The sequence below is a fragment of the Paraburkholderia polaris genome, assembly GCF_012927345.1.
Taxonomy (GTDB): Bacteria; Pseudomonadota; Gammaproteobacteria; order Burkholderiales; family Burkholderiaceae; genus Paraburkholderia; species Paraburkholderia polaris.
In genome coordinates, this window is sequence record NZ_JABBGJ010000012.1 from 1 (window position 1) to 21,131 (window position 21,131).

Here is a 21,131-nt window from a genome sequence, read left to right on the forward strand (position 1 = left end):
GACACACAAGCATCCGAGGGTCAGGGCGTGGCTCGCCAGGCATACGCGTTACCACATGCATTTCACGCCGACCTACTCGAGCTGGCTGAATCAGGTTGAACGCTGGTTTGGCCTGATTACGCAACAGGCGATCCGTCGCGGGTCATTCAGAAACGTGCGCCAGCTCATCGCCAGCATCGAGCGTTATACCGAGCAGTACAACCAGCACAAGCGTCCGTTCGTATGGACCGCGACAGCCGATTCCATTCTCCAGAAAGTGGCCCGGCTATGCAAAGTTATTTCTGGGACGGAACACTAGATGGGCGGCGGCCGCGAGAAAGTGAACCGCGAGCGTGAGGATGTCGTCGGGGCGATCGCGTAACGGCGGCAAGTGAATCGGGATCACGTTGAGCCGGTAGAACAGGTCTTCACGGAACGTGCGTGCGGCCACTTCCGCCGCGAGGTCGCGGTGCGTCGCGGCCACGAGGCGCACGTCGATCGGTACGTTCGCGTTGCTGCCGACCGGCGTGAGCGTGCGCTCCTGAATCACCCGCAGCAGCTTGGCCTGCATCGGCAAGGGCAGATCGCCGATTTCGTCGAGGAACAGCGTGCCGCCGTTCGCGTCGACAATGCGTCCGGCACGTTGCGCCACCGCGCCGGTGAATGCGCCCTTCGCGTGACCGAATAGTTCGCTCTCCAGAAGTTCGGCGGGAATCGCCGCGCAATTGATCGCCACAAACGGCGCCTGCCGGCGCCGCGAAGCATCGTGCAACACGCGTGCGGCCACCTCCTTGCCGGTGCCGGTTTCGCCCGTGATCAGCACCGTCGAATCGGTGGCGGCGGCCCGGCCGATCTGCTTTTGCGCTTCGCGCAGCGCCAGGCTGTTGCCCAGCAGGCGAAGCGTGTCGGCGTCGGCGGGTTCTTCGTTCGACGCGGCCAATGCCGGACTCGACGAGCTCGATGAGCCGCGATTCGATGCGTCGATTTTGGCGAGCAAGGACGCAATCGCGTCGCGCCCGACCGGTTTGGTCAGATGCTCGAAGGCACCGAGGCGCATCGCGTGAATGGTGTTGTCGCTGGTGGCGAAGGCGGTCAGCACGACGACCGGCAGCGCTTCGCGCGCCGGTATCGCGCGCAAGCGTTCGAGCACCTCGATGCCGCTTAAGTCCGGCATTCTGAAGTCGAGGAACATGCAATCGATGCGTGTATTGCCGCTCAGCAACGCGAGCGCGTCGTGGCCGTTGCCCGCCTGGGCGATTGCATGGCCGAGGTCGCCCAGCGTTTCGGCAAGGCTTTCACGGAAGGCGTCGTCGTCGTCGACAATCAGGATGTGCGCCATGGGATCTCGATCACAAAACATGCGCCGCGCTCGCGCGCTTCATAAAAGGCGCTGCCGCCGTGAGCGGCAGCGATTTCCCGCACCACGGCAAGGCCGAGCCCCGAACCGGACGCGTGGCCGGTCACGAACGGTTCGAAAATACGCTCGCGTTCGGCGCTTGCCACGCCTTTACCGGTATCGGCGACTTCGATGCGCAGCGTCGCGGCGGAGTGCGCCGCGCGCAGCGTCACGTGGCCGCCGGATGGCGTGTGCCGCAATGCATTGAGGATCAGATTATCGATCGCGCGCGCCAGTTGCTCGGCGTCGAACGCGGCGCGCTCGGGAAGGCCGCTGGCGATGTCGAGTTCCAGGCTGACGCCGGCGCGCGCGGCCGCATCGCGGTGCCATTCGATGCGATCGGCCAGCCATGCGCGCAACGCAACGGCGTGGGCATCGACGCGCACGGGTTGGGTCAACGCGAGCAGTCCCGAGAGTTGTCTTTCCACCCGCTGAATCTGTTCGAGGATCGCGCCGAGGGCGCGCTGCTGGCGTTCTGCATCGCCGTTCAGGGCGTTTTCCGCTTTGAGCCGCATCGCGCCGATCGGGTTACGGATCTCATGGGCCAATTGCGCGGCGAAGCGGCCAATCGCCGCGAAGCGTTCCGCAGCCGCCAGTTGCGTATGCAGTTCGCCGGCTTGTTGCTGCAGCGACATGGCGCGCGCCCCGTATGCGTTGAACGCATGGACAATCTTGTCGAGATCCGGCTCGCCGGTCGGCGCGATCGGCGTGAACGAATCGGCGGGTTGGCTCAGGTTCGCTTCGACGCGCGCCAGATTGGTCCGCCAGCGGCGCAGCAGGACGCCGAGCGCAATCGCAATGCCGACGATCACCGCCAGCAGCACTGCCAGGGTCGTGACGAGCGCCTTGCCGGAGGGCCCGAGCGGAGGATGCACGCGCGAGAGTGTCCACGCAAAGAGCCCCTCGCGATGCGGCACCGGACAGGCGGTCACGATCACGGCGTCCTGCTGACCTTCGACGAATTCGGATGCCGCTGCGCGCCTCGCGGTCGCGGCGCGCAGCGTGCGCAGGATCAGCGGCGTCTCCGCATCGGGGATGTCGCGCTTGATGCCACTGCCTTGATAGGTCGGAAACGCGTAGGCGTCGAACGTGCCACGGGCCGCGCCCGCCGGCCGCCAGAAGCCGCCTTCGACGCCGTCCATCTGCGCCAGCACGACATCGAGGATCGCGTGCATCAGGTCGGTGTTCGGCGTGGCGGCCGTCGTCTGCGGCGTGGCTGGTGGACGGGTTGGCGCAATGGTTGGCGGATTCGTCGGCGAGCTCGTCGGCGGGTTCGTGGACGGCGCCGGTTGCGACTCCGGCGCGCGGTCGATCGACATGTCATAGCGCGAGCCGATCGTCTCGCAGCCGGCGAGGCCCTGCTGGCGCGCTAGCCCGATCTGGCGCCCGATATTGGCTTGCGCCATGAACCAGACGAGGCCGATCAGCAACGCGCACATGACCGCGACCAGCAGCCAGAAGACGACTAGCTGACTGGCGAACGAAAAGCGTCGGGGCGTTGCGGACATGGAGGCGGCGGGAAGGAGTGGAGCTAAAGGGTAGCAAAATCCCGGCCTGCCGAGTGCCGAGTGCCGAGTGCCGGGTGCCGGGTGCCGGGTGCCGGGCGGATGCCATGTCCATGTCCTGTCGTTGGACAGCGGCTGTCCATGAAATCGACACCAGTTCTCGATTTCCGGATGGTGCGGCTCGCACCCGGCGCGAAGCGCGCCAATGGCATATGAGTTGCGTAAGGCTTGCCGCCACCCCGGCACTTTGCCTGTGAGGTCATCGTCATGACGAAGCCTGTTTGTTCGATTCGCTGTAGACGTGTGCGGTGCGTAGCGCGTGATGGATCCGCCGCAGCGGTCGTGCATCGTGAATGCTAAGCGCGCGCTCGAAGCACTGAATTTTTTCGTGGCCGATGTGCAGGCGGGCATCGGGCCGTTTCTCGGCGTGTTCCTGCAGGCGCGAGGCTGGGGCGCCGACCAGATCGGCACGGTCATGACGATCGGCGGGATTGCCGGCATGCTCGCGACTTCGCCGGCCGGCGCGCTGGTCGACGCAACGCGGCACAAGCGCAGCCTGGTCGTGATCGCGGGCGTGATGACGGTGCTCGCTTCTGGCTTGCTGTGGATGTCGCACGGCTACTGGATGGTTGCCGCCTCGCAGGTCGCGACCGCGATTACCGGCGCGGCGATCGGACCGGCGCTTGCCGGCATCACCTTGGGCATGGTCAGGCAGCAGGGTTTCGACCGGCAGTTCGGTCGCAACCAGGTGGCCAATCACGGCGGCAACGTCGTCGCGGCGGCGTTGTCCGGCTGGCTGGGATGGCATTACGGTTTCGGCGCGGTATTCGCCTTGAGCGCGCTCTTCGGCGTGCTGTCCATCGTGGCGGTGTGCCTGATCCCGGGCGACGCAATTGATCACGAAATCGCGCGGGGCGCCAGTGCGGGTGCGGATGCCGATGCCGATGTGGGCGCGGGTGCGGGTGCGACGTCCGGCGCCAAGTCCGACACAAAGCCCGACACAAAGCCCGCCGCCAAGCCCGCCGCCAAGCCCCGCAAATCCGCTGCTGCCGAAGCACCGCCGGGCGGTCTGCGGGTTTTATTGCAATCCCGCCCCCTGCTGCTGCTCGCCGCGGCGCTAGGGCTGTTCCATCTCGGCAACGCCGCCATGCTGCCGCTCTACGGGCTGGCGATCGTCGCCGCGCATCAGGGCGAGCCCAGCGCGTTCACTGCGGAAACCATTGTTATCGCGCAACTGGTGATGGTCGCGGCGGCGATGCTGGCGAACCGGCTGATTCGTTGGCGCGGCTATTGGTGGGTGATCCTTGTGACTTTCCTGGCGTTGCCGACGCGCGGCCTGATTGCTGCATCGGTGATCCATGCGTGGGGTGTCTGGCCGGTGCAAGCGCTCGATGGCATCGGCGCGGGGTTGCAAAGTGTCGCCGTGCCGGCGCTGGTTGTCCGTTTGCTCGGGGGAACCGGACGCGTCAACGTGGGACAAGGCGTCGTGATGACGGTGCAGGGTGTCGGCGCGGCATTGAGCCCGGCCTTGGGCGGGATCCTAGCACATCGCTTTGGCTATCCCGCTGCGTTCATCGCGCTTGGCGCGGTGTCGACCGGATCGCTGGTGTTATGGCTGTGCTTCGGGGCGTCACTCAGGCACGCCTGCGCGGCCGGAAGCAGTGCGACGCGCGATGCCGTGGAGGCGGCGCCGTCGGTTTCCTGAGGCGCTTCCTGACGGCCCGGGGTGCGAAGCTTGCTGGACGATCATGCTGTTACCGCAAGTTGCCACCTATGCCCCGAACACCGTCTGCTTCCAAAAGGTGGAGCGGCCGGGGAGCTTGGGATATTGCACGAAATGCCGCGTGTACTTGTCGTCGACGACAGCGCCAATTCCGCCGAAGCGCTCGCCTCAGTCGATCTTCAATCGACCTTCAATCGACTATCACGCCGGTTCACTCAACGCCGGTTCATTGACGATCTGTTTGACGATCGCCTCCATCAAGCCCGGAAACCGGGCGTCCAACTCGGCACGCCGCAGCGAATTCTGATGCACGGTGCCGGCAACGCGTGTGCGCACCAGCCCCGCTTCACGCAGGATCCGAAAGTGATGGGAGACGCTCGACTTGGGGCGGCCGCCGTCGAGGTCGCCGCAGGTGGCCTCGTCGACCGTTGAAAGCCGACGGACGATCTCGAGGCGCACCGGGTCGCTAAGAGCATGGAAGAGCCGCCCGAGCGTAAAGTCCTCAGCGGCTGGATGGGTATGTGTGCGCATTGTGCAGATGATAAAGGTTTCTGCCATACTCCGTAGTTCGATGTTTGTCGAACTAACGTACAAGCATGTTCACAGGAGTGTAGCCCGATGTCAGCATTATTCCAGCCTTACAAGCTCAAGAATATTTCCTTGCGCAACCGTATCGCCATTCCGCCGATGTGCCAGTACACGGCTGAAGACGGCCTGATCAACGACTGGCACCGCGTGCATCTCGCCGGTCTGGCGCGTGGCGGCGCGGGGCTGGTGATCGTCGAGGCGACGGCGGTGTCGCCCGAAGGCCGCATCACGCCCGGTTGCGCAGGCATCTGGACCGACGAGCAGGCACAGGCTTTCGCGCCGGTGGTCGCGTCGATCAAGGCAGCGGGCGCCGTGCCGGGCATTCAGATCGGCCACGCGGGCCGCAAAGCCAGCGCCAACCGACCGTGGGAAGGCGACGACCATATCGCCGACAACGATCCGCGCGGCTGGCAGACCATCGCGCCGTCGGCGATCGCGTTCGGCGGCGGCCTGCCGAAGGTACCGAAAGCGATGACGCTCGACGACATCGCCCGCGTCCGTGAAGATTTCGTCGCCGCCGCCAAGCGGGCCCTGGATGCGGGTTTCGAATGGCTTGAACTGCACTTCGCGCACGGCTACCTCGGCCAAAGCTTTTTCTCGACGCACTCCAATCAACGCGACGACGCGTACGGCGGCAGCCTCGAAAACCGCAGCCGTTTCCTGCTGGAAACCTTGGCCGCGGTGCGCAAGGTATGGCCTGAGCATCTGCCGTTGACGGCGCGTTTCGGCGTGATCGAGTACGACGGACGCGACGAGGAAACACTCGCCGAATCGATCGAACTGGCGAAGAATTTCAAGCGCGAAGGGCTGGATATGCTGAGCGTCAGCGTGGGCTTCTCCACGCCGAAGGCGGCCATTCCGTGGGCGCCGGCGTTTCTCGCGCCGATCGCTGAGCGGGTGCGCCGCGAGGCCGGTATCGCCGTGTCGTCGGCATGGGGCATCGATACGCCGGAACTGGCCGACCGCTCCGTCAAGAACGAGCAGTTGGACCTGGTAATGGTCGGCCGCGCGCATCTGGCCGATCCGCACTGGCCGTACCATGCCGCGCGCAAGCTGGGTATCGAACGTCCGTCGTGGACGCTGCCGGCGCCGTACGCGCATTGGCTCGAACGTTACGCCGTCGCTTGAACGCTACGCTGCGCTGCGCGAAGGCTGTGAAGGCGTAAAAAAGCGCGCGGCAGAGTGTGAATTCCATTCACTCTGCCGCGCGCTATTTACAGGTCAAGCCGGCTGCGGGTTGCTTATCCTTTGACGTGCTCTGTCGAGAGCCAGCCTCCGCTTACGCCGATCTGCGCCACCTGCTTTGCCACCGCGTCGGCCAGACGCTTCGCATCCGCAGAAACACCGGCCTTCTTGGTTTCGGATACGGCGTGCAAGCCACCGCCAACGGCCGCTGAGGTCGCGATGCTCCCGGCTGCGGCGCCCACGCCGGCTGTCTCGGCCATGCCAGGTGCTTTGCCGCTGTCGCCGGTGGCATTGAAACTTTGCACCAGCCGCGCGGTGCCGCCTGCTGGTTTGTACAGAATCTGCACGGAGCTGCTTACCTCGCTCTTGCCGGCGCCGAGGCCAATCAGCACGCGGCGGCGGCGATTACCCGCGTCGATCGTGTCGAAACTGCCTTGCACGAGCAGGACGTTCTGGTCGGCAGGAGCGGGGATGTCCGAGCGAATCGCGCGCAGCCCCATCGATTGCAATTGATGCACGATTTCGTTGGCGACTTGCTCACGCACGGCGATCGCATCGGCAGATTGTTTTTCCGCGGCGGACGAACCATCCAGGTGCGATTTCAATTTCTGCAGCATGCCGCCGTTGTCCAGTTTCACCTGATCCGGATTGCTGTCGAAGGTGTAGACATAAATGTTGTCCGGGCGCACTTGCGGCTCTGCGCTGGTCTGGGTCGCGTTGTTGATGCTGCCGCCGGCGCAGCCGGTCAGGAGCGCGCTGCCGCAGACCATTGCGACGCATGCAAAACGAGCGGCATTCTTTTTGAGGAAACTCACTGAAGTCAACATGTTCATCCTGTCGTCGGCACGCGGTGCCGTTATGTTCGAACGCATCTTCCGATGATCGGGCAACCGTGGGATCGTTGATCATCGGGAGCGCATTCGCACGCGCATCTTCACGCGCATTTCACATACAGCACCCTTGATCTCATGCGTCTTTTTCGTACGCACCGGCAGCGAAACGAAGTATGAGTGAGCCACTTCCCAAACTCCATTCAACAATTATTTCGCGCTGTGTCACGGCGAAACATGCAACTGCGGGGTGGGTTCGGCATGGGGTGAAAGCGACGGCAGGGGCATCAACTCAAGGCGAGCTTGATGATGCAGAAAAGAACCAAGACGAGAAGGGCGGCGGCGACGGCCATATTCAGCGGATAGCGCATTGGTCACCAGGCACTAGCGTTGCAGTGCTCTCATCGTAATCACCTGAGGGAAGATGAAAAGTGGCAGTGAGGCGGCTATGTGCGAAAGCTAACACAGCGCGCCGGACAACGCACCGCGCGGCGTTCGAACATGTGTTGATCCGCTGGCGTAGTCCGCCGCGCTTTACTGCGGCTGCGCAGGCGGTGGCAGCCCCGCCGGCATACCGCGCGGCGGCTTGTTCGCCGCGACGAGGTCTTCCGACAGACTGGTGCGCAGCGTAGCAATGGCCTGGTCAGTATTGGCCGGCTTTAACTGCTCGCGGGCCAGCGCGTCGTACACGTAGTGGCGCAGCATCGGATCTTGCGTCTTGTTCAACACCTCGTGATACACGGCTACGATCTCGCCTTCACGCCCGCTCATTGCATAGAGGCGGCGCAACTGTTCCAGATCGTTGACCACCGCGAAACCGGGACCCATCGGTCCATGCGGTCCATGCGACCCAGGCGGGCCGTCGCCGCGATGCGGCTCCCCGTGCGCTTCAGCCGATGCAGGCGGCGGCGCTGCCGCTTCCTGTGCCAGCGCGCCGGTCGCGGCCACGGTTAAAACGGCGGCCAGTGCCGCGCTCATCCATCCTTTTTTCATGATGTCCTCCCATCGAGACAGCGCCGGCGCAACAGTACGCCAGCACATCGGCAACGATAGTCGACATACCGTTTCGTCGGGTTACTGAAGCCGTCTTGTAACTTACCGAACCTTGCATGTCTCGTGGCCGAACCCGCAAAACGTTCCGGCAAGGAGACGGTCGACGCCAGGGTGTGCCCGCTGGCGCAATGTTGCCGGATGGCGCATGATTGCAGCAATGTGCCGTCCGACCCCAGATGCAGCAATCCTTTGCGGGAGCTGCGGCGCACGCGACGCCACGGGTGCATAGGTCGAAGAAACCCATCGCGGCGATGCACCGCCGGCGAGTATTCAATCGTTAAGGAGGATTTCGCATGAGCCAACCTGACGCCGCCAATCCGTTTGGCGATTTCACCAAAATGCTGGAGCAGTTCAAGCTTCCAGGCTTCGACGTACCCGCCATCATGGAAGCGCGACGCAAGGACGTGGAAGCACTGGTTCAGGCGAATCAGACCGCATTCCAGGGCATGCAGTCGCTCGCGCAGAAACAGACCGAGATGTTGCGTGCCACGCTGGGCGAATTGCAGTCGCTCACGGGGCAGTTGTCGGCCGGCGGCGCTGCGCCTCCGGCGAAAGCCGCCGAGCTGATCCAGCAAAGCCTGCATAAATCGCTCGCCGATATGCAGCAGTTGGCGCAAGCCGCGTATCAGACGCAGGCCGAGTCCTATGCGGTGATCGCAAAACGCGTAGAAGAAAATGTGCAGGAGCTCAAATCGCTCTTGCAGCAGCAGAAAAAGTAACGGACGCGGCCGCGTCGAATCGCTTGATCCGGATTCGGCGCGGCTCGCAGAAGTCGCGATGAACTAGCAGGACGTCGCAATGAAGCACCCGGTGCCGCGGATGACAATCAAGTTATCCGCGGCATTTTTTTTGTCGCCTCGAATCGTGCTCATAGCGCAATTTTCTCTTCACACAAAAGCAGTCTGTACGTGCCGCATTTATCAGATGAAATAGGCCGGTAGACGTGATTTATTCAGCGCGTGCTTACATCGCTCGCCGCATGCGACACGCATTGATATTTTTCTGCTGCAGCCCCGTTAACTTCTGCGTGTGTTCGCTTTAAACAGGCAGCATCGGAAAAATATGCGCCGAAGCACCGCCCCTTGGTGATCCCGTCCTCAAATATCAAACAGGTTCGAACGGCGCCACGCTCGTATAAGGTTTAAATCGTCCCGCAAACGATTGCCGCGCCCCGTCGCGATGGCTAAAGTTTCGCGCCGCCACTCCGTAGACGCATTCACGCAACCCAACCGGTGTGAATGCAGTACCGGCACCACCGGTCAGGAGTGCGCCCCTGGATTCCCGCTCGTGATCGGCTTACCCGCCGGTCACGAGCGTTTCACCTCGAAGGAAATCTCTTGAAACCGATGCTCTCTATAAGCATTGCTCGCGCAATGCTCGGGGCAAGCTGCGCGCTGTCGTTTGCCGCGCACGCTACGCTCGGCCAGAACGTCAGCACTGTCGACGGCGATCAGATGCGCCTTCACGCAGTTGCTCATACGGCCACTACGCAAAGCGCGTATTCGGTACACCTGATTACGATGCCGTCCGGCACGCTGGTGCGGGAGTACGTCGCGCCCAACGGCATCGTCTTCGGTGTCGCGTGGCAAGGTCCGACGTTGCCGGATCTGAAATCCATGCTGGGCAACTCGTTCGACCAATACGTCGCCGCTACCGCAACGCGCCGTGGCACGCCGCTGGCAGTGTCCAACAGCGATCTGGTCGTCTACTCCGGCGGGCATCTGCGCGCGTTTGCCGGCTATGCCTATCTGCCGCAAGCGGTGCCCGCGGGCGTCGATGTCGGCGTCATTCAATAACGGAGCGGATCATGCGTCATACGTCTTCGTTCGTTACCTTGTTGTGCGCGGCGCTGCTCGCGTTGCTCGTCGGTGCCTGCGGCGGTGGCGGCGGTGGCTCCAGCGGTTCCGGCTCATCAGCGAATTCCAGCAGCACGACGAGCCTTGCGGCCGGTCCCACTGTCACCAATACTTCGCCTTCGCCGCAAGTCGTGGCCGCCAACGCAGTGCGCGTGACGGTCGACTCCGGCGTGAGCAATGTGCCGAACATGCCGTTCGTCAGCATCACGATTTGCGCACCCGGCACCAGCCAGTGTCAAACCATCGATCACATCCTGGTGGATACCGGGTCGTGGGGCGTGCGCGTCTTCGCTTCGCAATTGCCCGCCTCGATGACGCTGCCGCAACAGAAGGACGGCTCGGGCAATCTGGTGGCCGAATGCATGCAATTCTTCGATGGCTACACATGGGGCTCGGTGAAGCTCGCCGACCTGCAGATCGCCGGTGAGAAAGCGGCCTCGCTGCCGATCCAGGTGATCGACCCGAACTACGCATCGGTGCCGTCCGATTGCGCGAGCGTCGGCGCGTCGCGTAACACGCCGGGTACGTTGCAGGCCAATGGCATTCTGGGCATCGGCGTGTTCAAGCACGACTGCGGCGCGAATTGTGTGCAACAGGCGGTGGCCGGCACGTATTACGGTTGCAACGGCACGGCATGCACGTCGATTCCGCTTGCCGAGGCGCTGCAGGTCGCCAATCCGGTTCCGTACTTCACCACCGACAACAACGGTTCCATGCTGAGCCTGCCGATGGTGTCGGGCGGCGCGCAGTCGGTCACCGGGCAACTGGTGTTCGGCATCGGTACGCAGACCAACAATTCGCTGGGCAGCGCGCAGGTGATCGGCGTGAGTCCGTCGAATGGCACCTTTACGACAGTGCAGAACGGCACGACGTATTCGAGCAGTATTCTGGATAGCGGCTCGACTGGCCTGTTCTTCCAGACCAATGCTTTGCCGGCATGCGCGAGCCCCAATAGCGCGTACTACTGCCCGGTGTCGACCCAGTCGTTGAGTGCAATGATCCAGGGGGTGAACGGCACGACGAGCGCGGTGAACTTCAGCGTCGGCAATGCCACGACGATCTCGCAGACGTACAGCGGCGATTCGGCGTTGCCGCTGCTGGCGGGACCGGCTTTTGTGACGTCGTCGATTTTCGACTGGGGTCTGCCGTTCTTCTACGGCCGTAACGTGTACGCCGCTGTCGAGCAGCAGGCGACGCCCGGCGGTACGGGGCCTTACGTCGCGTATTGAGCGATAGCCGGGGTTGGCTGCGATGGGAGAAAACCGGCTGCCTGAACTGCACCCCAAAACTAACGCCGGCGTGCGGCCCGCTTGGCGGGTGTTGCTTTGGCGGCAGCCTGTGCCGTCTGCAACGGCACTTGGGGCGCGGTGGCCTGCGCCGTCTGCAACGGCGCCTGCACCGTTGCGGCTTCACCCGCCGGCGTCGCCGCTTCGCGCGGTTGCGTTTTATCGCCGACCGCCGCAATCACCCGATGCACGAAACGCAGCTTGTCCACCACCGGCGAGGCCAGCGTGAATGGATACCCGTCGGGCATGCCGAGACTGCGGTTCAAGCTGTTCAACGCATATGTGAGCGGGAACCAGCGCTTCATCAGATTCTCGAAGCTCGCGTCTTCCACGGGCGTGCGGTCGGTCAGCGTCGGCTCGCTCGGGTCGTCGGGCAACAAGGCGACGCCATACGAGGTCGACGTATCCAGCACGTCGACGATCAGCATGTAGTGCGCCCACGTCTCGGCCCAATCTTCCCAGGGATGCATCGTGGCGTACGCGCTGATAAAGGACGTCTGCCAGTCCGCCGGCGCGCCGTCACGGTAGTAGGTCTTCAGCGCCTCACCGTAGTCCGCGCGCTCGTCGCCGAACAGCTTGCGGTAGGGCTCGAGCCAGCGCGGGTTGTTCTCCACCAGCTGCCTGAAGTAGTAGTGGCCCGTCTCGTGGCGGAAATGGCCGAGCAGGGTGCGGTAGGGCTCGCCCATCGCGGCGCGCACTTTTTCGCGGTAGGCGTCGTCGGCTTCGGCGATGTTCAGCGTGATGAGGCCGTTGTCGTGGCCGGTCATGACCGGCGAACCATCGCCGCCGTCCTCGAGGAATTCGAATGCCAGCCCATGCTCGGGATCGGCCTGGCGCGACGGAACGTCGAGGCCGAGCGCGGCCAGTGTGTACAGCAGACGCCGCTTCGCCATCTCCAGCCGGTACCAGTAGAGCCGGTTGTCCGGCGCGCTCAGATTCGGAATCGTGAGGGTGAGCTGGCAGGCGCGGCAGAGCACGTCGGGCGAGTCGGCGGGGATCATCCAGTTGCAGACGTTTTCAACCGCGTAGTTGTGGCACTGCCGGAACAGCGCGCCCTCGGCACGCGGATGCAGGCTGCGCCAGCGTCCTTCTTCGGCTTCTTCGAAGGCGCTGATTTCGGCCAGTTCAGGCACATATCCGAGCAATGCTTCGCACCGTTCGCAGCGAACGTTTTCATAGAACACAAGATGCGAGCAGCGATTGCAGTGGAAGGTTTTCATTGATCGAGCCCGGGTGGTGGATTGCAGTCATGGAGCGGCAGGCGGGGCGTTTTGTCGGCAGTCCGTACGCCGGCCGCCGGGCATCCCGAGTATTCTCAAGCGCCTGCAAGAGCGAAGACGACGCGCAATCTTCATGCCGCATTTGCCAGACGTCACTGGTTTAACGCACATTACGTGCATGATCGTGCATCGGCGCTGCGCCGCTTTGGTGCGCGGCAGCCGAAAAGGCGGTGGAAAGGCGCACTGATCGATCGACCGGACGGTCGGCAGACGCGGCAAACTTCGCAGCGGGCAGTAATCCGGGCGGTACAGGCAGTTCGCGCGGTTTTTCGATCAACGGCATGAAGCTTGCTTTTTGGCGGGTTGCCATCCTTTGTCCAGGAGTCCGGAGTGTCCATACGCGTCGCGTTGAATCATGTCACACATTACCGCTACGACAGGCTGGTTGCGCTGTCGCCCCAGGTCGTGCGTCTCAGGCCTGCGCCGCATTGCCGGACCCCGATTCTGTCTTATTCGATGCGGGTCGAACCGGCCGAACACTTCATCAACTGGCAGCAGGACGCGTTCGCCAACTATCAGGCGCGTCTGGTGTTTCCCGAGAAGACCCGCGAATTCAAGGTGACCGTGGATCTGGTCGCCGAGATGGCCGTCTATAACCCATTCGACTTCTTTCTGGAACCATCGGCGGAACAGTTTCCGTTCGAGTATGCGCCTAGCCTCGCACTGGAACTCGCGCCGTACCGCGTCAAGCGGCCCATGACGCCGCGCTTCGCGGAGTTCGTCGCGAGTATCGACCTCACGCCGACCGTGACCGCCGACTTCCTCGTCGCACTGAATCAGCGGCTGCAACGCGAGATCCGCTATCTGATCCGCATGGAGCCCGGCGTGCAGACGCCGGAGGAAACGCTCGTGAGCGCCGCGGGCTCGTGCCGCGATTCGGGTTGGCTGCTGGTTGAGACGCTCCGGCAGCTGGGGCTGGCGGCGCGCTTTGTCTCCGGCTACCTGCTGCAACTCGCGCCCGACGTCAAATCCATCGACGGCCCGAGCGGCACCGAAGTCGACTTCACCGATCTGCACGCATGGTGCGAGGTGTACCTGCCGGGGGCGGGCTGGATCGGCCTCGATCCGACCTCCGGCCTGCTCGCCGGGGAGGGGCATATCCCGGTCGCCTGCACGCCCGAACCCGGCAGCGCGGCGCCGATCTCAGGCGCGGTCGATGAATCCGAAGTCGAGTTCGAGCACACCATGTCGATTGAACGGGTACTGGAGACGCCACGCGTCACCAAGCCGTTCAGCGAAGCGGTGTGGAACGACGTGCTAAAAATGGGCGAGCAGGTCGACCAGCGCCTGACCGAGATGGACGTGCGCCTGACGATGGGCGGCGAGCCGACCTTCGTGTCGGTGCGCGATCGCGACGCCGCCGAATGGAACACCGACGCGCTCGGCCCCACCAAACGCGGCTACGCGGTCGCGCTGATGGACAAGCTGCGTTCGCGCTACGGCGCGAATGGCTTTCTGCATATCGGCCAGGGCAAGTGGTACCCGGGCGAACAGTTGCCGCGCTGGGCGATGTCGCTCTACTGGCGCGCCGATGGCGAGCCGTGCTGGCAAGATCCGGAACTCTTCGCCGATGAACGCGAGCCGGGCACCTACACAGCCGGCGACGCGCAACGTTTCCTTTCTCATCTGACGAGCAAGCTGGGGCTGGACAAGGACTGCATCCAGCCCGGTTTCGAAGACGTCTGGTACTACCTGTGGCGCGAGCGCCGCCTGCCGGTCAACGTCGATCCGCTCGACGCGCGTCTGGACGACGAACTGGAGCGCGTGCGGTTGCGGCGCGTGTTCGATGCAGGGTTGGGCGGCGCGACTGGTTTTGTCTTGCCGCTCGCGCGCGAACGCGACGTGCCGAACGAGGCGCCGAAGTGGGTCAGCGGCCGCTGGTTCTTCCGCGACGAGCGCATGTTCCTGATTCCCGGCGACTCGCCGATGGGTTATCGCTTGCCACTCGATTCGCTGCCGTGGGTGTCGAAGACCGACTATCCGTATCAGCACGCACACGATCCGTTCGCGCCGCCCGTGCCGTTGCGCCCGGCCGCGCAATTGCGCATGCAATACGACGGCGACGGTGAGTCCCGCCGCGCCTTGAGCGCCGCCGATGCGCGGCATGCGGCGGCGTTGTCGTCCTCGGCGGCGGATTTGCTGAGCGGCATGGCGGGCAGCGGCGTACTGGCCTTTGCGCCTCAGCCGGGGGATGACCAGGCGCCGGCGCGCGGGCAGTCGTCGAAGGAAACACTGCGCACGGCGATTTGCGTCGAAGCGCGCGACCCGAAACGTGCCGCCGGTCCGAAGGCAGAAACCGAAGCGTTCGGCAGCGGCCGCTCGCTGCTGCATGTGTTCATGCCGCCGCTCACCGAACTCGACGACTATCTCGACCTGCTCGCGGCGGTTGAAGCGACGGCGGCCGAATTGCAGATGAAGGTGGTGCTCGAAGGCTATCCGCCGCCGCGCGATGCGCGCCTGAAGGTCCTGCAGGTGACGCCGGACCCGGGTGTGATCGAGGTGAACATTCATCCGGCTTCGAGCTGGGAGCAACTGGTCGACAACACCGAGTACCTGTATCAGTCCGCAGCCGAGAGCTATCTGAGCAGCGAGAAGTTCATGACCGACGGCCGGCATACGGGGACCGGCGGCGGCAATCACTTCGTGCTCGGCGGCGCGACGCCTGCTGATAGTCCGTTCCTGCGCCGCCCCGATCTGCTCGCGAGTCTGATCGCCTATTGGCACAACCATCCGTCGCTGTCGTATCTGTTTTCCGGACTTTTTATCGGGCCGACGAGTCAGGCGCCGCGCGTCGACGAGGCACGCAATGACCAGGTGTATGAGTTGGAGGTGGCGTTCCGCGAGTTGCAGCGGCAGATCGATCTGCTCGGCGGCCGCGACAGCGCGAATCTGCCGGCATGGATGATCGACCGCTCGTTGCGCAATATCCTGATCGATGTGACGGGCAACACGCACCGTGCCGAGTTTTGCATCGACAAACTCTATTCGCCCGATGGTCCGACCGGCCGCCTCGGTCTGCTCGAGTTGCGCGGCTTCGAAATGCCGCCGCATGCGCGCATGAGTCTCGTGCAGCAGTTGCTGCTGCGCGCGCTGGTGGCGCGCTTCTGGCACACGCCGTATACGCAGCGGCTCACGCGCTGGGGCACGGAACTGCATGACCGCTTCCTGCTCGGCACGTTCGCGAAGATGGATTTCGACGACGTGCTGGGCGAACTCAATCAGGCAGGCTTCGCCTTCGAGAGCAGCTGGTTCGCGCCGCACTTCGAATTCCGCTTCCCGCTGGTCGGCGCGACCACCGTGAACGGCGTCTCGCTGACCATCCGCAACGCGCTCGAACCCTGGCACGTGATGGGCGAGGAGGGCTCACCGGGTGGCACGGTGCGCTACGTGGATTCGTCGGTCGAAAGGCTCGAAGTGCGCGCGCTCGGTTTGAACGACAACCGTCATGTGGTGACGGTGAACGGCGTGCCGGTGCCATTGCAACCGACGGGCCGTGTCAGCGAATATGTGGCCGGCGTGCGCTTTCGCGCCTGGTCGCAACCGTCGGCGCTGCATCCGACCATCGGCGTGGATGCGCCGCTCACCTTCGACCTGGTCGATACATGGACGGGCCGCTCGGTCGGCGGATGCCAGTATCATGTCGCTCATCCGGGGGGGCGCAACTATCAGACCTTCCCGGTCAACGCCTACGAGGCGGAAAGCCGGCGGCGCGCGCGCTTCCTGGCAATCGGTCATACGCCGGGGCCGCTCACGGTCGAGAGGCCGCAGCGCAGCCTCGAGTTTCCGTTCACGTTGGACCTGCGCTACTGGTAACCTGGTAGACTGAAAACCGGCAGCACACCTTTAAGAACGACACGACCTTGGCCTTTCAATCGACTTTTCCCTTCGAAACGTCCGCTGCCCGCGCGGACGCTTCGTCCTTATTGCGGCTGCTGCCGGCTTACGAAGGACACTGGGACGAGTTACGCGACGCCTCAGGCGCGTTGCGCGAACCGTGGCGGCAATTCTTCGAGCGGCTCGGCGAAGACGGCATCGCGCGATTGGAGGATCACTACGCTTCGGTCGCGCGGCAGATCCGCGATAACGACATCAGTTACAACGTCTACGCGGATAACGGCGAGCCGCGGCCGTGGGCGCTCGACCTGCTGCCGTTCCTGATCAGCGAGGCCGAGTGGGCGCATATCGAGCGTGGCGTGACGCAGCGCGCGCATCTGCTCAATGCGATCGTCGCCGATATTTATGGGCCGCAGACCTTGCTCGAGCGTGGGCAGTTGCCGCCCGCGCTGGTGTTCGGGCATCCGGGTTATCTGCGCTCCGTGAAGGGCTTCACGCCGCCTGGCGGGCAATATCTGCAGGTGGTTGCCGTCGATCTGGCGCGTACGCCCGGTGGTCAATGGACCGTCATGGCGCATCGCACCGAGGCGCCATCCGGCCTCGGTTATGCGCTGGAAAACCGGTTGATCGTGTCGACACTGTTCGCCGATCCGTTCCGCACGATGCATGTGAGCCGCCTCGCACCGACCTATTCGCAATTGATCGCGACGCTCGCGCAGGCCGCGCAGGTCACGATGGAACACGACAGTTCGGGGGCCGATGGTTCGCCGCATATCGCGTTGCTCACGCCCGGACCCTTTAGCGAGACTTACTTCGAGCACGTGTTTCTGGCGCGGTATCTCGGCGTCACGCTGGTCGAAGGCAAGGACCTGACGGTGCGTGACGACATGCTGTATTTGAAAACGCTCGCCGGCCTCGAACGTGTGCACGTCGTGTTGCGGCGTCTGGACGATGCTTTCTGCGATCCGGTCGAACTGCGCGCGGATTCGAGCATCGGCGTGCCGGGCCTGTTGCAGGTGATGCGCGCGGGCAATGTGATCGTGTCGAATGTGCCGGGTTCGGGCTTTGTCGAATCGCCGGCGCTGCATGGCTTTCTGCCGGGCATCGCCGAGGTTTTGCTTGACGAAGACCTCGTGCTGCCGAGCGTGGCGACCTGGTGGTGCGGCGAAAAGGCGGCGCGCACGCACGCGTTCGCGCGTCTGGATGAGGCGTTCATTGTGCCGACGTGGCCAGTCGCGCCACGCGATGCGCCGCCCGGGATCGAACACGGCAGGCAGCGGCTTTCGACGTGGCGTGAACGCATCGAAGCGATGCCCGACGCCTATACGATCCAGCAGCCGCAGCGCTTTTCCTGCACGCCGCGTTACGAGGACGGCACCATTGGCCGCCGTCCGTCGGTGCTGCGCGTCTATGCGATTGCCGACTTCAACGGGGGCTGGCATGTGATGCCAGGCGGCTTCACGCGGATGGCCGCCGAGCGCCAGGCAACTGTGTCGATGCAGTACGGCGGCAGTAGCGTCGACACATGGGTGCTGTCGAGTCAGCCGACGTCGACCTTCACGCTGCTGCCTTCGCCGATGCAACCCGCCGACCTCGCGCGCAAGCATCGCACCGTCTCGAGTCGCGCGGCCGAAAATCTGTTCTGGGCCGGACGTTATGGCGAGCGCGCCGAAAACAATGTGCGTCTATTGCGCCTGATTCTCGGCTCGCTGGAAGGCAACGACGCCGACGCGATGTTCCCGACGCTGGTCGAGCTCGCCATGCATTGCGGTCTCGTGCAATCCGGCGATATGTTCTCGCCGCACTCGCCGCAGGCATTCGAGCGCGCGCTGGTCGCGAATCTGGGCGAGAACACCGGCGCTGCGAGCATCGGTCAAAACCTCAATTGCCAGGCGCGTTCAAACGGCGAAGTGCGCGGGCGCTTGTCGAACGATCACTGGCGTACGATTCTCGCGGCGCGCAACGATTTCCGCGATGCATTACAGACCTTGATGCCGGCCGCGGGTTTGAACGGCAACGGCAATGGCAACGGTGGTAGCGGCGGTAATGGTTCATCGCAGGGCAGCGCGAATGGTCGCGGCCGCGCTGAGCGCAGTGAGCGCTACGACCGTTATGACCGCGTGACGCTGATGAACGCGCTCGAACGCTTGTCGGTACAGTTGTCGGCGATCAGCGGCGCGCAAGGCGACCGTATGACACGCGACGAAGCGTGGCGCCTGCTATTCGTCGGACGGCATATCGAACGCGTGTCGGCGATGACGTCCCTCCTGCGCGTGGTCGCTGATAACGGCCAACTCGCGACACCGGCCGGGTTCGATCTGCTGCTGCAACTGTTCGACAGCACGCTGACGTATCGCTCGCTGTATCCGGGCCGTTTCGAAGTGCCGGCTTTGCTCGACCTGCTGGTGATCGAGCCGACTAATCCGCGCGGCATCTACGGTGTCTATGAGCGCCTGCGCAAAAAGCTCGACGAGATTGCCGTGGCTGCGGGCAGCATGCGGCATCGTCCGTTTGCGGAATTGATGCCGCCTGCCGCTTCGTTACCGACGCTCGAATCGCTGTGCGCAGTCGACGAAAATGATTCATACGCCGACCTGATTGCGGTGTGCGATCAGATCGGCGGCTATGTCGGCGCGGCGGCGCATGAGATCAGCGCGCGCTATTTCAGTCATGCCAGTACGGTGGCATCGCAGGTGTGGTCATGAAGAACGCGCCGACCGTGTTGTCCGTCTCACATCGCACGACGTACCACTACTCCACGTATGTGGAGACCGCCCAGCATCTCGCGACGATCCGGCCGATCGCCTGTGCGTGGCAGCGTGTGGTCTCGCACAGCGAAAAGATCGAACCGGAGCCGTCGTATCAGACTAGCCGGATGGATGCATTCGGCAACGACGTGCTGTATTTCGCGTTGGACGCACCGCACGAGCGCTTGCAACTCGTTAGTGAAACCACGGTGGCGCTCATGCCGCGCTGGACCGACCTCGACCCCGATGAGACGCCTGAATGGGAAGACGTGGCGGATGCGTTGCGTTTTTGGGTCGGCGGCGAGTTCCGGCCCGAGGTGGAATTCTGCTTTGCGTCGCCGAACATCGTGCCGCGGCCCTCGCTGCGCGCTTATGCGTTGCCGAGCTTTCCTCCCGGCATGCCGATCGTGGCGGGGGCGATCGATCTGATGCACCGGATTCACGAAGACTTCGCCTACAAACCTTCGGCGACGATGTTCGACACGCCCGCCGAGCGCGCTTTCGAATTGAAGAGCGGGGTCTGCCAGGACTTCGCGCAGGTGATGATCGGCTGTTTGCGCTCGCTGGGGTTGCCGGCGCGCTACGTGAGCGGTTATCTGCGCAACGATCCGCCGCCTGGGCAGCCACGTTTGATCGGTGCTGATGCATCGCATGCGTGGGTGTCCGTCTATTGCCCGCAGAGTGGCTGGATCGATCTCGACCCCACCAATGACGTGCTCGCGGATATGGACCACGTGACGCTCGCGATCGGCCGTGATTACAGCGACGTGTCCTTGCTGCGCGGGATGATTCTGGGGGGCGGGGCGCATCGGGTGGAAGTGGGTGTGACGGTGCTCGCGCTTTAACCCCGCCGATTTTCCCGTTTTACCCCCTTCAACAAGCCGCTTTCTGGTTAGACGAATTCGCTCGACGTACCAAGCGTCTGCCGCGGCACGCCTTTTATCCCGCTTTTGGGGAAAACCCTCTCCATTCATTCCCATTCGCCGGGAATCCATTTTTTGAAATCCGAGAATGTTCTGGCATTCTGATTCCGTTATTCATTGTGGGTAGTTTTCATCGTGAACGCGGAACAGAGTGTGACAGGGGCTGAACGGGTGCTGCTGGTGCTGGCGGCACTCGCCAGTCATGGCAAGGCCATGTCGGTCAAGGACCTGCTCGCCGTCACCGGTCTCGCGCAAAGCACCTTGTACCGGCAGATCGCCTTGCTCAAGCGTTGGGGTTTCGTCGCGGAAAATGCCGGCCATTACGCACCGGGTCCGATCAGTCTGCAACTTGCGCTTGGTTTCGACGTGAATTCGCTGCTCGTCGAAGCGAGTCGCAGTGAAATGCAGCAACTGGCGCGCGCGTCGCAGGAAAGCATCGGGCTGGTGGTTGCGGTCAAGCATCAGGTGATGTGCCTGGAAATGGTCGACAGCCAGCACTCATTGCGCTGCTCGTTCGAAAAAGGGCGCGCCGTGCCGCTGAAAGCCGGTGCTTCGGCGAAATCGCTGCTGGCATTCATGGCCGACAAGGCGCGCACCGAAGTGCTCGATAGCGTGTTCGACAACGACCCGGTCGGCCGTGCCGCGATCGAAGCCGAACTCGAACAGATTCGCGCTCAGGGCTATGCCGTCAGCGACAGCGAAGTCGATCCGGGCGTGTGGGGTGTGAGCGCCCCGATCTTTCATCGTAGCGTGCGCGGCGCCGGGAGCAGCGCGTCGATCACGCTGATGGCGCCGTCCACGCGCGCCATCGGCCGCGAAAGCCAATTCATCGACGGGACGCTACGCACGGCCCGCGCTATTTCCGAGCATATGCAAACCGATTGATCGGGCAAGGCCGCTCGCGGCCGCATTCGATCTGGATACTGAACGAACTGAACGAACTGAA

At 63.6% G+C, this 21,131-nt stretch carries 15 protein-coding genes and 1 pseudogene; 10 read left to right on the forward strand and 6 right to left on the reverse strand.

Annotated elements, in window-relative coordinates:
• Nucleotides 1-298 (forward strand): transposase (locus tag HHL24_RS12715; protein WP_206002839.1); only part of this gene is annotated, 298 nt, incomplete at its 5' end.
• A 3-nt stretch (nucleotides 299-301) separates the two neighbouring features.
• On the opposite strand, the pseudogene HHL24_RS12720 reads toward HHL24_RS12715, so the two are convergent.
• A pseudogene (locus tag HHL24_RS12720) lies at nucleotides 302-1,318 on the reverse strand (sigma-54-dependent transcriptional regulator); the annotation flags it as partial.
• Nucleotides 1,303-2,883, reverse strand: coding sequence for a sensor histidine kinase (locus tag HHL24_RS12725; RefSeq protein WP_169485820.1), 1,581 nt, complete (start codon nucleotides 2,881-2,883; stop codon nucleotides 1,303-1,305). The gene HHL24_RS12725 and the pseudogene HHL24_RS12720, both read right to left, overlap by 16 nt.
• A gap of 346 nt (nucleotides 2,884-3,229) precedes the next feature.
• On the opposite strand from HHL24_RS12725, the gene HHL24_RS12730 reads away from it, so the two are divergent.
• Nucleotides 3,230-4,585: an MFS transporter gene (locus HHL24_RS12730; RefSeq protein ID WP_329606630.1), complete on the forward strand. Its 1,356-nt coding sequence runs from the start codon at nucleotides 3,230-3,232 to the stop codon at nucleotides 4,583-4,585.
• 219 nt (nucleotides 4,586-4,804) lie between these two features.
• Here HHL24_RS12730 and HHL24_RS12735 read toward each other — a convergent pair whose 3' ends face one another.
• Nucleotides 4,805-5,134, reverse strand: a complete 330-nt coding sequence (locus tag HHL24_RS12735; protein WP_169485973.1) for an ArsR/SmtB family transcription factor — start codon at nucleotides 5,132-5,134, stop codon at nucleotides 4,805-4,807.
• Between the two features lie 87 nt (nucleotides 5,135-5,221).
• Between HHL24_RS12735 and HHL24_RS12740 the strand changes: the two genes are divergently transcribed.
• Nucleotides 5,222-6,319: an NADH:flavin oxidoreductase/NADH oxidase gene (locus HHL24_RS12740; RefSeq protein ID WP_169485822.1), complete on the forward strand. Its 1,098-nt coding sequence runs from the start codon at nucleotides 5,222-5,224 to the stop codon at nucleotides 6,317-6,319.
• 113 nt (nucleotides 6,320-6,432) lie between these two features.
• Here HHL24_RS12740 and HHL24_RS12745 read toward each other — a convergent pair whose 3' ends face one another.
• Nucleotides 6,433-7,203, reverse strand: a complete 771-nt coding sequence (locus HHL24_RS12745) for a DUF4410 domain-containing protein (RefSeq protein WP_169485823.1) — start codon at nucleotides 7,201-7,203, stop codon at nucleotides 6,433-6,435.
• A gap of 537 nt (nucleotides 7,204-7,740) precedes the next feature.
• Complete coding sequence (locus tag HHL24_RS12750) at nucleotides 7,741-8,199, reverse strand: tetratricopeptide repeat protein (protein WP_169485824.1); 459 nt, start codon at nucleotides 8,197-8,199, stop codon at nucleotides 7,741-7,743.
• 353 nt (nucleotides 8,200-8,552) lie between these two features.
• Between HHL24_RS12750 and phaP the strand changes: the two genes are divergently transcribed.
• The 3 genes from phaP to HHL24_RS12765 all read left to right on the forward strand — a co-directional run bounded on the left by phaP (nucleotide 8,553) and on the right by HHL24_RS12765 (nucleotide 11,344).
• Entirely contained in the window at nucleotides 8,553-8,978 is a 426-nt protein-coding gene (phaP, locus tag HHL24_RS12755; protein ID WP_169485825.1) for a phasin family protein, read from the forward strand.
• A gap of 627 nt (nucleotides 8,979-9,605) precedes the next feature.
• Nucleotides 9,606-10,055, forward strand: coding sequence for a DUF2844 domain-containing protein (locus tag HHL24_RS12760; RefSeq protein ID WP_169485974.1), 450 nt, complete (start codon nucleotides 9,606-9,608; stop codon nucleotides 10,053-10,055).
• 11 nt (nucleotides 10,056-10,066) lie between these two features.
• Nucleotides 10,067-11,344 (forward strand): DUF3443 domain-containing protein, encoded by a 1,278-nt coding sequence (locus HHL24_RS12765; protein ID WP_169485826.1) that lies wholly within the window; start codon nucleotides 10,067-10,069, stop codon nucleotides 11,342-11,344.
• A gap of 59 nt (nucleotides 11,345-11,403) precedes the next feature.
• On the opposite strand, the gene HHL24_RS12770 is transcribed toward HHL24_RS12765, so the two are convergent.
• On the reverse strand, nucleotides 11,404-12,621 hold the full coding sequence (locus tag HHL24_RS12770; protein ID WP_230417431.1) for a zinc-binding metallopeptidase family protein: 1,218 nt from the start codon (nucleotides 12,619-12,621) through the stop codon (nucleotides 11,404-11,406).
• A 390-nt stretch (nucleotides 12,622-13,011) separates the two neighbouring features.
• Here HHL24_RS12770 and HHL24_RS12775 point away from each other — a divergent pair, with 390 nt between their 5' ends.
• The 4 genes from HHL24_RS12775 to HHL24_RS12790 all read left to right on the forward strand — a co-directional run bounded on the left by HHL24_RS12775 (nucleotide 13,012) and on the right by HHL24_RS12790 (nucleotide 21,070).
• Nucleotides 13,012-16,494 carry a transglutaminase family protein gene (locus HHL24_RS12775; protein WP_169485827.1) on the forward strand — a complete coding sequence of 1,161 codons (3,483 nt, stop codon included), beginning with the start codon at nucleotides 13,012-13,014 and terminating at the stop codon, nucleotides 16,492-16,494.
• Nucleotides 16,495-16,541: 47 nt separating this feature from the next.
• Nucleotides 16,542-19,220: a circularly permuted type 2 ATP-grasp protein gene (locus HHL24_RS12780; protein WP_169485828.1), complete on the forward strand. Its 2,679-nt coding sequence runs from the start codon at nucleotides 16,542-16,544 to the stop codon at nucleotides 19,218-19,220.
• On the forward strand, nucleotides 19,217-20,107 hold the full coding sequence (locus tag HHL24_RS12785) for a transglutaminase family protein (protein ID WP_169485829.1): 891 nt from the start codon (nucleotides 19,217-19,219) through the stop codon (nucleotides 20,105-20,107). Before HHL24_RS12780 ends, HHL24_RS12785 begins: the two co-directional genes overlap by 4 nt.
• A 213-nt stretch (nucleotides 20,108-20,320) precedes the next feature.
• Nucleotides 20,321-21,070 carry an IclR family transcriptional regulator gene (locus tag HHL24_RS12790; RefSeq protein ID WP_169485830.1) on the forward strand — a complete coding sequence of 250 codons (750 nt, stop codon included), beginning with the start codon at nucleotides 20,321-20,323 and terminating at the stop codon, nucleotides 21,068-21,070.
• Nucleotides 21,071-21,131: the final 61 nt, after the last annotated feature.